The organism is Arthrobacter sp. BG3 (assembly GCF_056680185.1).
In genome coordinates, this window is record NZ_CM155270.1 from 2372367 (window position 1) to 2385979 (window position 13613).

A 13613-nucleotide genomic window follows, 5' to 3' on the forward strand; every position below is an offset into this window, starting at 1 on the left:
GGAACAGCGGCGGAAGCTGCGGCCCCGGACACCCTCCCCTCCTGTTCCTCAGGAGGACGACATGACTGATACATCTGCCAAGCAGACGCTCACCGGACGCAACTACAACTGGCGTGTGGTGGACATTGTGGTGGCCGCACTGATCGCGGTGGCCGGCGGCGTGATCTTCTGGGCCTGGTCCCAGGGCGCCAACCTCATTGCCGCCCCCGTCAACGCGTTCTACCCGCCGCTGACCGGGCTCTATGCCGGCGGCTGGATGATCCCGGCGGTGCTGGGCATGCTCATCATCCGCAAACCGGGCGCCGCACTGTTCTGCGAAGCCGTGGCCGCCGCCGGTGAGCTGATCATGGGCTCGCAGTACGGCACCACGGTGCTCATTTCCGGCATCCTGCAGGGCCTCGGCGCCGAGCTGGTCTTCGCCGCCTTTATGTACAAGAAGTTCAACCTGCCGGTGTCGCTGCTCGCCGGTGCCGGTGCCGGCCTGTTCTGCGGGCTGAACGATTCGTTTCTGCCCTGGGGCTGGAACATCGCCTACGCCGACGGCGACAAGCTGGCCTACATCATCTTCACGGCCATCTCCGGCGCCGTGATCGCCGGCGGACTGTCCTGGCTCGCCACCCGGGGCCTGGCCAGGACCGGTGTGCTGAGTTCCTTTGCCTCCCGCAAGGCGGCCACGGAGCCTGTCTTCTCCTGATGTCCGCCTCCAGCACGTCCGCCGGCAGCGGGTGCCGCCCGGCCACGGTCACCGCGCGGGGCTGGGGCTGGCGGCACGCCGGCCGGCCCCGGCCCGCCGTCAGCGGCCTGGACCTGGATATCCGGCCCGGTGAGCGGGTGCTCCTGCTGGGTCCCTCCGGCGCCGGCAAATCAACGCTGCTCCACGCCCTGGCCGGGGTACTCGGCGACAGCTCCGCCGGTGGCGCCGAGCGTGCTTCCGGCGGTGCTGCAGGCCGTGCCGCTGCGGATGCCGAGGATGCGGACGAGACCGGCCGCCTGCTGATCGACGGCGCCCCGCCCCGGGCCCAGCGCGGCCGGGCAGGACTCATGCAGCAGGACCCGGAGACCCAGGTGGTGCTCTCGCGCCTGGGCGACGACGTCGCCTTCGGCGCCGAAAACCTGTCCGTTCCGCCGGCCGAGATCTGGCGGCGGGTGGCGGAAGCACTTGACGACGTCGGGCTGGGCCGGCTGCCGCTGGACCATCCGACGTCGGCACTCTCCGGCGGGCAGAAGCAGCGCCTGGCCCTCGCCGGCATCCTGGCGATGCGCCCCGGCCTGATCCTGCTCGATGAACCCACCGCGAACCTGGATCCCGCCGGTGTCCTGGAAGTCCGCGACGCCGTCGGCCGCTGCCTGGACAAAACCGGGGCCACCCTGGTGGTGGTGGAGCACCGGGTCTCCGTCTGGAAGGACCTGGTGGACCGGATCGTGGTGCTGCAGCCCGGATCCGCCACGGACTCCGCCGTGCTGATCGACGGGCGCCCGGACGAGGTCCTGGCCCAGGCACGGGACATGCTCACCGCGGCCGGCGTCTGGGTCCCGGGTTACGTGCCGCCGACCCGGCCCCGGGGTGCAGCGGGCGCCGCCGCCGGCGCGGCCGGGCACACCGCTGCCGCCCACGCGGCGCGGCAGTTGCTGCTCGCCGCGGAGGACCTGGCCGTGTCGCGCGAACGGCCGCGGCGGGCCGGGCTCCGCGGAGGCTTCCGCCCGATCCCGCCGGTGCCCGTGCAGTCCGGCATCACGGCCCAGGTCCGGGCCGGCGAAGCGCTGACCATCACGGGTCCCAACGGCTCCGGCAAGTCCACTTTCGCCCTGACCCTCGCGGGCCTGCTCGCCCCGGTCTCCGGCACGGTCTCCGCCACGTTGCCGCTCAGTGCCGGCGCGGGGATCGACCCCTACCGGTGGAAGGCGCAGCAGCTGATCGCCCGGATTGGCACCGTCTTCCAGGAGCCCGAGCACCAGTTTGTCACCGGACGCGTGCTCGATGAGCTGATGTTCGGGCCCCGGCACCTGGGCCGCGGCGAGGACCGGGTGGACGAACTCCTGCAGCGGCTTCGGCTCACGGAGCTGGTGGACGCCAATCCCTACACCCTCTCCGGCGGTGAGAAACGGCGCCTGTCCGTGGCCACCGTGCTCGCCGCCCATCCCCAGGTGCTCGTCCTGGACGAACCGACCTTCGGACAGGACGCCAACACCTGGGCCGAACTCGCCTCCTTCCTCTCCGAACTCCTCGACGACGGCACCGCCGTCGTGTCCGTGACGCACGATGCCGAATTCAGTGAGGTCCTGGGCGGCACCGAGCTGAGCCTCGGTGCCCCCGAATCCCGGGAACCGGGGAAGGTCGCAGCGCCATGAGGCAGGAACTGACCCTGCGCGGCAACCATGCCCTGCTGGCCCGGGCCAACCCGCTGGCGAAGTTCGCCGCGGTTATGCTCATCACGATGGTCCTGGCGCTGTCCATCGACTGGGTGTCCGCCTCGGTGGCGCTCGGCTTCGAACTGGCCCTCCTTCCGCTGGCCGGGCTGACCCCGGGAGTGCTCTGGCAGCGGGGCTGGCCGCTGATCCTGGCCGCGGCGCTGGGCGGCTGGAGCACCACGATCCTGGCACCCGACAGCGGAAACATCCTGCTCGATGCCAGGATCTGGTCCATCAGCGAAGGATCCCTCGAGCTCGGGCTGGGTTTCATGCTCCGCGGCCTGGCCATCGCGCTGCCGGCCGTGCTGCTGATGAGCTGCACCGACCCCACCGATCTGGCGGACGCCCTCGCGCAGAAGGCGAAACTGCCGCACCGCTTTGTCCTCGGGACGCTTGCCGCGATGCGGCTGGTGGGACTGATGGCGGAAGAATGGCAGACCATCGGCATGGCACGCCGCGCCCGCGGCGTGGGCTCGCACGGGAACCCGCTGCAGCGGCTCCGCGCCACCCTGGGGCAGAGCTTCGGGCTGCTGGTGCAGGCCGTCCGGCGCGCCTCCCGGCTCGCCGTCACCATGGAGGCCCGGGGCTTCGGCGGCGCGCAACGGACCTGGGCCCGGAAATCCGTCTTCAGCGGCCTGGATGCCTGGGTGTTCGCGGGCGGACTGCTGATTGCCGGCGCGGCCGTCGCCTCTGCCCTGGCCGCGGGAACCTGGAACATGGTCTTCCTCGCGCGGCAGTAACGCCCGTTATCGCACCGGACGGGTAGCCGTGTGAGGTTCGCGGCATTCCGTCCCAAATGCCCGGCATTAATAAATCATGCGTGATATTTTCTTGGGATGACTCAAGAGACTGCTGAACACGTTGGCGCCCTCCTCCGCGACGCCCGCCGCCAGAAAGGCTGGACCCAGGGGCAGCTCGCGGCCGAGCTCGGAACCAGCCAGAGCGCCATCGCCCGGATGGAACAGGGGAAGCAGAACCTCAGCCTGAAAATGATCCAGCGGCTTGAGACCATCTTCGGCCGGAGCATCGTCAAGGTGGGCCGGCCGGCCATGACGCACCTCCGGGTGGAGGGCGGCCGCACCCTGTCCGGATCCGTCGACGTCAACAGCAGCAAGAACGCCGGCGTCGCCCTGCTGTGCGCCAGCTTGATCAACCGCGGCACGACGACACTGCGCCGGCTGGCCCGGATCGAAGAGGTCAACCGGATCGTCGAGGTCCTGACCAGCATCGGCGTGGAGTGCAGCTGGCTCAACGCCAACGACCTGCAGATCCGCCGCCCGGCCGTGCTGGACCTCGACTCGATGGACGTCGAGGCCGCCCGCCGTACCCGCAGCGTCATCATGCTGCTCGGCCCGCTCCTGGACGAATCCAGCGAATACCGCTTGCCCTACGCGGGCGGCTGCGACCTCGGCACCCGCACCGTGCAGCCGCACATGCAGGCGCTGCGGCAGTTCGGCCTCAGCGTCGACGCCAAGTCCGGTTTCTACGCGGTGCAGGCGCCGCCGTCGGACGGGCACGACCGCTCCTTCGTGCTCAGCGAACGCGGCGACACCGTCACTGAAAACGCCATCATGGCCGCCGCCCACCGCAGCGGAACCACGATCATCCGCAACGCCAGCCCCAACTACATGGTGCAGGACCTCTGCTTCTACCTGCAGATGCTCGGCGTCGGGATCCAGGGCGTGGGCACCACAACCCTGAAGATCACCGGCCGGCCCTCGGTCGACGTCGACATCGAGTACTTCCCCTCCGAAGACCCGATCGAGGCGATGAGCCTGATCACCGCCGGGATCGTCACGAACTCGGAAGTCACGATCCGCCGCGTCCCGATCGAGTTCATGGAAATCGAGCTCGCGACGCTGGAACAGATGGGCCAGCGGCTCGAAGTGTCCGGCGAGTACCTGGCCCGCAACGGGCGCACCCGGCTGGTGGACGTCACCACCAAGCCCTCGGAACTGCGCGCCCCCGAGGACAAGATCCACCCCATGCCCTTTCCCGGGCTGAACATCGACAACCTGCCCTTCTTCGCGGTCATCGCCGCGAACGCCCAGGGCCAGACGCTGATCCACGACTGGGTTTACGACAACCGCGCGATCTACCTGACCGAGCTGAACAAGCTCGGCGCCCAGGTGCAACTGCTCGACCCGCACCGGATCTACGTCAACGGGCCCACCAGGTGGCGCGCGGCCGAGGTTGGCTGCCCGCCGGCACTGCGCCCCGCGGCCTGCCTGCTGCTGGCGATGCTGGCTGCCCGGGGTGTCTCGGAACTGCGCAACATCTACGTGATCGAGCGCGGCTACGAGGACCTGGCCGAGCGGCTCAACACCATCGGTGCGAAGATCGAGTACTTCCAGGACTGACCCCGCTGCGCACCTCCAAGCAACGCGGGGTCAGATCACGCCCGTCCGGAGCGCCTCCATGGGCGCGGAGTGACCCCGCGTTGTTGAGCGTTTCGGCGGATCCTGCCGCACAATAGAAACATGCGCACCTTCGGCGTGGAGGAAGAACTGCTCATAGTGGATCCCGAAACGGGGATGCTGCTTGCCCTCGCCGATGTGATGCTGCCCAGCCTGGTCCCGCCGATGCCGGACACCGGCCTGGCCGACCCGGGACAACCGCAGGCCCATGAGGACGCAGACTTCAGCTACGAGCTCAAGCTGGAACAGATTGAAACCCAGACCCGGCCGTGCCGGGACTACACCGGACTGCTCCGCCAGCTGCATCAGGGCAGGGCCCTCGCCGACCAGGCCGCACGGGTTCACGGCGGCCGCGTGGCCGCCCTGGCCACCTCACCCCACGGCTCCGCCACCCACCTGACACCCAAGCAGCGCTATATGACCATGCAGCGGCGTTTCGGGCTCACGGTCCGGAACCAGCTCACCTGCGGACTCCATGTCCACACCTTCGTGGAGTCGCCGGAGGAGGGTGTGGCGGTGATGGACCGGATCCGCGACAAGCTGGCGGTGCTGATCGCGCTCAGCGCCAATTCCCCCTACTGGAACGGTGCGGAGACGGGGTTCGAAAGCTACCGGACGCAGGCGTGGAACCGCTGGCCTGGCTCGGGGCCGACGATGATTTTCGGCAGCCTGCCGGTGTACCGGCGGGTGGTGACCCGGCTGGTGGAAAGCGGCGTCCTGATGGACGAGGGAATGGTGTATTTCGACGCGCGGCTGTGCCGGCACCATCCCACCGTGGAGGTCCGGGTCGCCGACGTCTGCCTGCGGGCCGAGGACGCGGCGCTGATCGCCGTACTGGTGCGCGCCCTCGTGGAGTCGGCGTCCCGGGAATGGAACGACGGCGTGGATCCCGCCCCGGTCCCGACGCTGCTGCTGCGGATGGCCGCGTGGCAGGCCAGCAACTGCGGGCTGCGCGGTCAGCTGCTGGACTTCGGAACCTTCACCCCGGCCCCGGCCGCGGAGGTGGTCCACGCGCTGGTCGACTTCGTGGCCCCCGTGCTCGAGGAGCAGGGCGAGCTGGAAATGGTGCGCGCGGGCGTCGGCCGGATCCTGGCGGAGGGCACCGGTTCGCAGCTGCAGCGCCAGCCTTTCCGCTCCGGCGGGCTGGCTGCCGTCGTCGAACGGGCCGTCGAAGTGACCATGCGGGGAGCCGCCATCGGCGGCCCGGCGGACGAGGGCTCGTCCCTCGGCCGGGTCCGCCGCGGCTGAGCCCGCCCCGTTCACCGGGCGGCCGCCTGACCACCAGCGGGACGGCCCGGAGCCGGGCGTAGCCCGGCAGCGCCGGCCCGGACCCTGGACAGGGGGTGTCTAGACCTGCTTGAGGGCCTGGGCGAGGTCGCGGGTCAGGTCCCCGAGGTCCTCAAGGCCCACCGAGAGGCGCACGACGCCGTCGCTCAGCCCGATCGCCGCGCGCCCTTCGGGCCCCATGGCGCGGTGCGTCGTGGTCGCGGGGTGGGTGATGAGGGACTTCGAATCGCCCAGGTTGTTGGAGATGTCGATGATCCGCAGCGCATCCAGCAGCACAAAGGCGGCCTCCTTCGCCGAACGCCCGGCGGACGGGGAGAGCTCGAAGGTCAGCACGGTGCCGCCGGCCTTCATCTGCCGGGCGGCCAGCTCGAACTGCGGATGGGACGGCAGCAGGGGGTACCTGACCCAGCTGACCGCCGGCTGCGCCTCGAGCCATTCGGCCAGCCGCAGCGCGGAGGCGGACGAATGGTTCACCCGCAGGGCCATGGTCTCCAGCCCCTTGGTCAGCACCCACGCGTTGAACGCCGAGAGCGCCGGGCCGGTGTGGCGCATCAGCTGCTTGACCGGGCCCCCGATGAACTCCTTGGTGCCCAGGATCGCGCCGCCCAGCACCCGGCCCTGGCCGTCGATGTGCTTGGTGCCGGAGTAGACGATCACGTCCGCGCCGAGGTCCCCGCAGCGCTGCAGCAGGGGAGTGGCAAAGACATTGTCGACGACGACGGTCGCCCCGGCCGCGTGCGCGAGTTCGCTGACCGCCGCGATGTCCACGATTTCCTGCATCGGGTTCGACGGCGACTCGAAGAAGACCGCCGTCGTCGGCTGCGAGAGCGCAGACCGCCACTGCTCCAGGTCCGGGCCGTCCACGAAGACCGCCTCGACACCCCAGCGGGGGAGGATCTCGTTGAGGATCACGAAGCAGGAACCGAAGAGCGAGCGGGCCGCGACCACCCGGTCGCCGGCGGCCAGCAGGGCACCGAGCGCGGTGAAGACCGCGGACATGCCCGAGGCCGTGGCAAAACATGCCTCGGTGCCTTCGAGCAGCCGGAGCCGCTCCTGGAAGGTGGCCACCGAGGGGTTTCCGTAGCGGGAGTACACAAAGCGTTCGTCCTCGCCCGTGAAGGCGCGCTCTGCGGCGGCCGCGGATTCGTAGACGAAGCCGGAGTTCAGGAAGATCGGCTCGGACGTTTCCTGGAAGCCGGTGCGGTCGAGGCCGCCGCGGACGGCCTGGGTATCGGCGCTCCAGCCGGCGGCGTCAGGGTTGAAGGTCACTTAGTGCTTTCCAAGGTTGGTGGGCAGGCCGCGGTTCTTCCAGCCATTGACCGTGCGTTCGCCGTGGCGGTCCGGATCGCCTTCAAAGCCCTCGAGGACGTTGTAGGAGACGAAACCGGCCTCCGTCGCGGCGACCGCAGCGGCGATGGACCGCGCGCCCGACCGGCACAGGAACACCAGTTCGGCGCCGTCAGCGCCGGCCGCCTGCTGCTTCAGCTGCTCAACGAACTCCGAATTGGGGATGCCGCCGGCAAGATTCCACTGGATGAAAAGCGGGCCGGTGCCCTTGCCACCCGCGGCTGCCGTGTCCGGGACGCCGATGTGGGCCCATTCGCCCTCAGTGCGGACGTCCACCAGGATGGCTCCGTCCGCGAGCTTGGCCCAGGCCTCCTGCGGGCTGAGGTCACCGGCGTAGCTCACGCGTGGCCCTCGCCGTCGAAGTCAAGATCATCCACGGCGTTGGCGACGGCGGCATCTGCGCTGGCGATCGCCGCCGGCAGCACGACGGCCTGGGCCACGATGACGCTGCTGCCGTTGAACGTGGCGGCCGGGCTGCCGTGCAGCACGTAGCCGTCGGCGAGGGCGGCGGAGACGCGCTCGCAGAAGGCCCGGTCATCGGGGCCGGTAAAGAGTCTGTACGCCAGTTTTTCCTCGGCGGCACCGGGGACTGCGGGGGACGGGGCGGGTGCTGTACTGGGGACAGCGGGGGCGGACGCGTCAGGCACGACGGATCTCCTTCTTTCACGCTTGCAGCTCGAATGGTCGATATGCCGAGTATTCACCTGAGGCACCCCGCCGCGAAAGGGAGGGTTGCCGACCGGCCAGTCAGGGCTTGGCGCCGGGTCTCATTACTCACCAAAAACGTAACACCTGCGGCGCCGGCCGGCAGAGCCGCCGTCGTCATGTTAAGTAACGGGCCCCACCAACGCGGGGTCACTTAGCGCCCGTCCGGGGCCGCGGGACGGGCGTTAAGTGACCCCGCGTTGCTGTGTGGGGGTGGGGAGGCTACTCGATTGTGGCGTAGAGCGCGTTGAGTTCCGCGGTGAGCTGGCGGCGCAGTTCCGGGGTGCCGATTTCCTTGCCGTCGATGTGGTTGACGGGCGCCAGCAGCCGGATGCTGGAGATCAGCCAAACGGCGTCGGCGTCATACAGGTCACGGGGCTCCAGCGGCCCGTAGCCCAGCTCCCAGCCGGCGGCCTTGGCTGCGGTGAACAGGGCACCCTGCGAGGTGCCGGGCAGGATCCCGCTGTCGAGTTGCGGCGTGATGAGCCGCCGGACGGTGCGGACCCCGCCGGCCCCGTCGTCGGAGGTTTCCAGGTGCGCGAGCAGAACGGTCGACGTCGGACCCTCCAGGACCCGGCCGTCCGCGGAGGTGAAGATGACGTCGTCGGCGCCCTGGCTGCGCGCGTACCGGAGCGCGGCCATGTTGACCGCATAGGAAAGGGTCTTGGCGCCCATCAGCAGCCACGGTGCCCGCTCCCCGACTTCGCTGTCGTAGCCGCGGTCCAGCAGGATGACGTCGATCCCGGTCTCACGTTGGCGCCGCCCGGCCGGGCCGGGGGCGGAGGCCTGGACCCAGCAGGTGGGCGTGGGGGCACCTTCGACGCCGCGGGTCACGAGCAGCTTGACGACGAGTTCGTCGTCCCCGGTGGCCTCGCCGCCGGGCACATGCTGGCGCCGGTATTCGCTGATGGCCGTGGCGATGGCCCGGCGCCAGACGTCCTCCGCCGGGATGCCCAGCTCCAGCAGCCGGGCGGACCCGGCCAGCCGGTTCAGGTGCGCCTGGAGCTTGCGGGGCTGCCCGCCCACCGCCAGCAGCGACTCGAAGACACCGTCGCCGCGGGTGGCGCCCTGGTCCGTCGCCATCAGCTGGGGCTTGGTGGCATCTGCCAGCCTGCCGTCGTCGAAGGCAGGATCCAGGAAGACCAGCACCGGGGTGGGGGCGGGGACGGCGGCAGGAGAAGTCATGGCTTCAGCTTAGTGCGGCGTGCCACGGGATAGGATTTGACGGTTGCCCGTTCCGGAACTGTTCCGCGGGTCTGGAGCTTGAGGGGTTCGCCTGTGCTGTGGCCATTTTCGCTGGCGGAATCACTTCCGTCCTGGCTGATCCTGATTCTGACCGTGGTCGACCTCGCCATCCGGGTGCTGGCCCTCGGCATCATCCCCGGAAACCGCCGTCCCACCACGGCCATGGCCTGGCTGTTGATCATTTTCTTCGTCCCGGCCTTGGGCCTGGTCCTCTTCCTGCTCTTCGGCAACTTCCGCCTCTCCCGCAAGCGCCGCGCGCAGCAGGAGGCGGTGAACATCCGGGTCCGCGCCGGGACCTCGGACCTGGCGATGCTGGAGAGCCGCTACGAGGGCCCGGAATGGGTGTTGTCTGCCGGGGAACTGAACAAGACCCTGGGCTCGCTGCCGATGGTGGACGGCAACCACGTGGAGCTCCTGCCCGGCTACCCGGACTCGATCAAGGCGATGGCCGCCGCCGTCCGTGAAGCCGAGTCGTTCGTCAACGCCGAGTTCTACATCATGAGCTCGGACCACATCACGGACGATCTGCTGACCGCGATGGAGGAGGCCGCCGAGCGCGGCGTCGAAGTCCGCCTCCTGTTCGACCATCTGGGGACCCTGCGCATCAAGGGCTACCGCAAGCTGATCGCCCGGCTCAAGGCCAGCAAGATCCACTGGCGGCCCATGCTGCCGCTGAACCCGCTGCAGGGGCAGTGGCGCCGGCCGGACCTGCGCAACCACCGCAAGATCATGGTGATCGACGGCGAGGTCGCCTTCACCGGTTCGCAGAACCTGATTGAGCCCTCCTACAACAACCCGCGGCACCGCAAGATCGGCCGCGAATGGGTCGAGCTGATGGCCTGCCTCCGCGGGCCGATCGTCACCACGCTCAACGTTGTGTTCGCCACCGACTGGCTCAGCGAGACCGACGAATCCCTCGAGGGCCAGCTCGCGCACCGGCCTGAACTGCACGCCGGCAACGTCACGGCGCAGGTGGTGCCCAGCGGCCCCGGATTCATCACCGAAAACAACCTGCGGCTCTTCAACACGCTGATTTACTCGGCGCAGCGCAAACTCTCGATCTGCAGCCCGTACTTCGTCCCGGATGATTCCCTGCTGTATGCGGTGACGACGGCGGCGCAGCGCGGCGTCGACGTCGAACTCTTCGTCTCGGAAAAGGGCGACCAGTTCCTGGTCCACCACGCCCAGCAGTCCTTCTACGAGGCGCTGCTGGAAGCCGGGGTGCGGATCTACCTGTACAAGGCGCCCTTTGTACTGCACGCCAAGCATTTCACCATCGACGACGAAGTGGCCGTGCTCGGCTCCAGCAACATGGACATGCGCTCCTTCTCGCTGAACCTGGAGGTCTCGGTGATGCTGCTGGGTGAGGACATCGTGCGGCGGATCAGCGCTGTGGAGGACAACTACCGGGAGATTTCGCGCGAATTGACGCTCGAGGACTGGATGAAACGTCCAATGGGCGTCAAATACGTGGACAACGTCGCACGGCTGACGGCCACCCTGCAGTAGCCGCGGCGGCGCCGGAGCCGCGCCGGGACGGGCCGGGCCGGCGCCGACGTCAGGCGGGCGGAAACTCCGCGCCCAGCGCCGAGAGGACGCCGAAAGCCTTGGTCCGGATCTCCTCGTACTCCTCCTGCGGCGAGGAATCCGCCGTGATCGCCCCGCCGACGCCGAGGCTGAGGCCGGCGCCGCCGCCGGCCTGCTCGGTGCGCACGAGGGTCCGGATCGCGACGGCCAGGTCGGTCGCGCCGTTGAGCGAGAAATAGCCGATCGCACCGGAGTACACCCCCCGCGGGGCGCCCTCGAGCCGGTCCAGGATGGCCATGGTGCTGACCTTTGGCGCACCGGTCATGGAGCCGGCGGGGAAGCAGGCGGCGACGGCCTCAGCCCTGGGCATGCCCGGCCTGAGCCGGGCATCGATGGTGCTCACCATCTGGTGCACCGTGGCGTAGCTTTCGATCGCGCAGAGCCGGCTGACCGACACCGAGCCGGGCACGGCGAAGTGGCTGAGATCGTTGCGCAGCAGGTCCACGATCATGATGTTCTCGGCGCGGTCCTTCGGCGAGGACTCAAGCTCGTGCCGCAGCAGCGCGTCCCGTACAGGATCCGCATCCCGGTGCCGGGTGCCCTTGATCGGCTCGGCGCGCATCCCGCCGTCGGCCGCGATCCGCAGGAAACGCTCCGGCGAGGTGCTCGCCACGGTGAGGTCCCCGAAGCGCAGATAGCTGGCGAACGGGGCCGGGTTCCGCCTGCGCAGAGCCAGATAGGACCGCCACGGGTCCAGGGCGGCGGCGGGAAGTTGCGCCGTCAGCGCGGTGGTCAAACAGACCTCGTAGGTGTTTCCCTCGGCGATCTGGTGCTGGGCCTCGGTGATTTTGGACTTGTAGGCGACTTCCGAGTCCCGTGCGGCGAAGTCCAGGGCTGCAGGACCGGGTGCGGACAGTCCGACGCCGACGCCGGCCGCCGCTGTCTGCCCGCCAGCTGCCCGGACGACGGCGGTGCGGGCCGCCGCCAGCCAGCCCCCGGCGTCCGCGGTGTCCAGCGCCAGCAACCAGACCGTGCGCTCCACATGGTCCAGCACCACGGCGCGTCCGGCAAAAAGCAGGCAGGCATCCGGGGTTTCGGCTGTGACGTCGCTGCCGCCGGTCTCGCGTTTGAGTTCGTAGCCCAAGTAACCGAGCCAGCCCAGGGTGAACTCGCAGGGGTAGCCTTCGGGGCCGCGGAGCGCCCGGCGCCCCCAGACTCCGTCGAGCCAGCGGAAGAACGGCCCTTCAGTCCGGACGCTGGCGTTGCCGACGCTTACGTGGGTTCTGCCCGAACTGTGCCGGACGGACTGGCCGAACGGGCCGCCGTCGTCCGCGAGGATGCTGAAGCGGCTCCGTTCCGCGGCCACGTGGCCGCCGGCGTCCATCGAGGAGTCCAGCCATACGGCCCTGGCGGAGCGGCCGAAGAGGGACTCGAACAGCCGGGCCGGGTCCGGGGCGGCGTCGATCCGTTCGGCGCGGAGCTGAAGCCCGTGGCGGGCGGCAAGCTCCGGGAGCAGCGCCGGGGACAGTGCGGGCAGGTATTGCAGGGCCTGCAGCACTTCCGCCGGAGCGGCGCCGTCGGCAAGGTTGAGCACCCGGACGTCGGCCCGGGCGGGAACGTCGTCGCCGGCCAGCCACTCCTGCTCCTGGGCGGCCCACTGGTCCCAATAGGGTTCGTAGTTTTCACCGTCGCGGGCCAGGGCCCGGTTGCGCCGGTCTGGTTCGGGCGAATCGGCCCAGATCACCGCGGACAGGAAGGGGCGGGCGGCCTCGGCTCCGGCGCCCACGCCCTCCACCAGGACGATTTCGGCCGGCTGGGTTGTGCGGACGTCGCCGTCGTAGTGCGCCTTCCAGTCCCAGCTGACCCATTCGGCCGGCTCGCCGCGGTGCAGCGGGGCCAGAACCGTGGTGGCGTAGCGTTCGATGCCGGCCGCGAGCCCGTTCCAGCCAGGGTAGATGTCCTCCAAGTGGAAGAGCGAAACCTTGTGGTGCTCGCGGAGCCGTGCCGCCAGTTCGATCGCCAGAGTGGTCTTGCCGGCGCCGGACCGTCCGTCGATGGCGATGATGACGGGTGCTGGACTCATGAAATAGAGCGTACCCGCCGCCCTGCCGTGTGCGGTTGCCCGTCCGCCCGTCCGCGCTGGGAGAGCTCCGCCCGGACGTGCGCCACGATCCCGGGAAGTGCGGCGTGGATCAGGTTCCAGGTGAGGTCGAAGTCCGCGTGGCCGCCGTACCAGGGGTCTTCTATGCCCTGGTCAAGGGGGTCCTTGCCCGCGACGGCGGGATCGAAGCTGCGCAGCATCCGGATCTTGGACAGCGACCCGCGGTCCGGCGCCGCCTGCTGCAGCCAGCCGAAGTGGTCCACGTCCAGGGCCAGGATGAGTTCGCGGGTTTGGAACCACTCTGCCCGCCATTCGCGTGCCACGTGGCTGTCCGAGGCGATGCTGTGGGCAGTGAGCTTGCGCGCGGCCCGCGGATCAATCGGGCGGCCCGCCTCGTAGGCCGTGGTTCCGGCGGAATCCACCACGGCGCCGGTCAGGCCCTCCGCGGTGAGGGCCTCCGCCAGCATCAGTTCGGCCATCGGCGACCGGCAGATGTTCCCGGTGCAGACCGCGATGATCCGGTACTGGCTCGACGTTGAGGTCATAGTGCAAGCATGGATCATGCGGGTCCTCTT

General features: G+C 69.6%; 12 protein-coding genes and 1 riboswitch. Of the genes, 6 read left to right on the forward strand and 6 right to left on the reverse strand.

The annotated features are described in order from the left end of the window. The first annotated feature begins 61 nt into the window (after positions 1-61). The 5 genes from AC1MFL_RS10535 (at position 62) to AC1MFL_RS10555 (ending at position 6074) form a co-directional block, all read left to right on the forward strand. Positions 62-694, forward strand: coding sequence for an ECF transporter S component (locus AC1MFL_RS10535; RefSeq protein WP_479809548.1), 633 nt, complete (start codon positions 62-64; stop codon positions 692-694). Next, positions 694-2349: an ABC transporter ATP-binding protein gene (locus AC1MFL_RS10540; RefSeq protein WP_479809550.1), complete on the forward strand. Its 1656-nt coding sequence runs from the start codon at positions 694-696 to the stop codon at positions 2347-2349. The genes AC1MFL_RS10535 and AC1MFL_RS10540 overlap by 1 nt, the downstream gene beginning before the upstream one ends. Continuing rightward, complete coding sequence (locus AC1MFL_RS10545; RefSeq protein WP_479809552.1) at positions 2346-3149, forward strand: energy-coupling factor transporter transmembrane component T family protein; 804 nt, start codon at positions 2346-2348, stop codon at positions 3147-3149. Before AC1MFL_RS10540 ends, AC1MFL_RS10545 begins: the two co-directional genes overlap by 4 nt. Before the next feature lie 96 nt (positions 3150-3245). After that, on the forward strand, positions 3246-4769 hold the full coding sequence (locus AC1MFL_RS10550; RefSeq protein WP_479809554.1) for a UDP-N-acetylglucosamine 1-carboxyvinyltransferase: 1524 nt from the start codon (positions 3246-3248) through the stop codon (positions 4767-4769). Between the two features lie 120 nt (positions 4770-4889). Next, positions 4890-6074 (forward strand): glutamate--cysteine ligase 2, encoded by a 1185-nt coding sequence (locus AC1MFL_RS10555; RefSeq protein ID WP_479809556.1) that lies wholly within the window; start codon positions 4890-4892, stop codon positions 6072-6074. A 99-nt stretch (positions 6075-6173) separates the two neighbouring features. Here the strand turns inward: AC1MFL_RS10555 and AC1MFL_RS10560 are convergent, their stop codons facing one another. From AC1MFL_RS10560 to AC1MFL_RS10575, 4 genes are all read right to left on the reverse strand, one after another. Further along, positions 6174-7382 (reverse strand): O-succinylhomoserine sulfhydrylase, encoded by a 1209-nt coding sequence (locus AC1MFL_RS10560; protein WP_479809558.1) that lies wholly within the window; start codon positions 7380-7382, stop codon positions 6174-6176. Next, on the reverse strand, positions 7383-7802 hold the full coding sequence (locus AC1MFL_RS10565) for a rhodanese-like domain-containing protein (protein ID WP_479809560.1): 420 nt from the start codon (positions 7800-7802) through the stop codon (positions 7383-7385). It abuts the gene before it with no gap. Further along, on the reverse strand, positions 7799-8107 hold the full coding sequence (locus AC1MFL_RS10570; RefSeq protein WP_479809561.1) for a DUF1737 domain-containing protein: 309 nt from the start codon (positions 8105-8107) through the stop codon (positions 7799-7801). The genes AC1MFL_RS10565 and AC1MFL_RS10570 overlap by 4 nt, the downstream gene beginning before the upstream one ends. 13 nt (positions 8108-8120) lie before the next feature. Continuing rightward, positions 8121-8235: riboswitch (SAM riboswitch) on the reverse strand. A 152-nt stretch (positions 8236-8387) separates the two neighbouring features. Continuing rightward, positions 8388-9350 (reverse strand): aminodeoxychorismate lyase, encoded by a 963-nt coding sequence (locus tag AC1MFL_RS10575; RefSeq protein ID WP_479809563.1) that lies wholly within the window; start codon positions 9348-9350, stop codon positions 8388-8390. A 93-nt stretch (positions 9351-9443) separates the two neighbouring features. Between AC1MFL_RS10575 and cls the strand changes: the two genes are divergently transcribed. Further along, positions 9444-10919, forward strand: coding sequence for a cardiolipin synthase (gene cls, locus AC1MFL_RS10580; protein ID WP_479809565.1), 1476 nt, complete (start codon positions 9444-9446; stop codon positions 10917-10919). 49 nt (positions 10920-10968) lie between these two features. On the opposite strand, the gene pabB is transcribed toward cls, so the two are convergent. Beyond that, entirely contained in the window at positions 10969-13020 is a 2052-nt protein-coding gene (gene pabB, locus AC1MFL_RS10585) for an aminodeoxychorismate synthase component I (protein ID WP_479809567.1), read from the reverse strand. After that, complete coding sequence (locus AC1MFL_RS10590) at positions 13017-13583, reverse strand: low molecular weight protein-tyrosine-phosphatase (RefSeq protein WP_479809569.1); 567 nt, start codon at positions 13581-13583, stop codon at positions 13017-13019. Before AC1MFL_RS10590 ends, pabB begins: the two co-directional genes overlap by 4 nt. Positions 13584-13613: the final 30 nt, after the last annotated feature.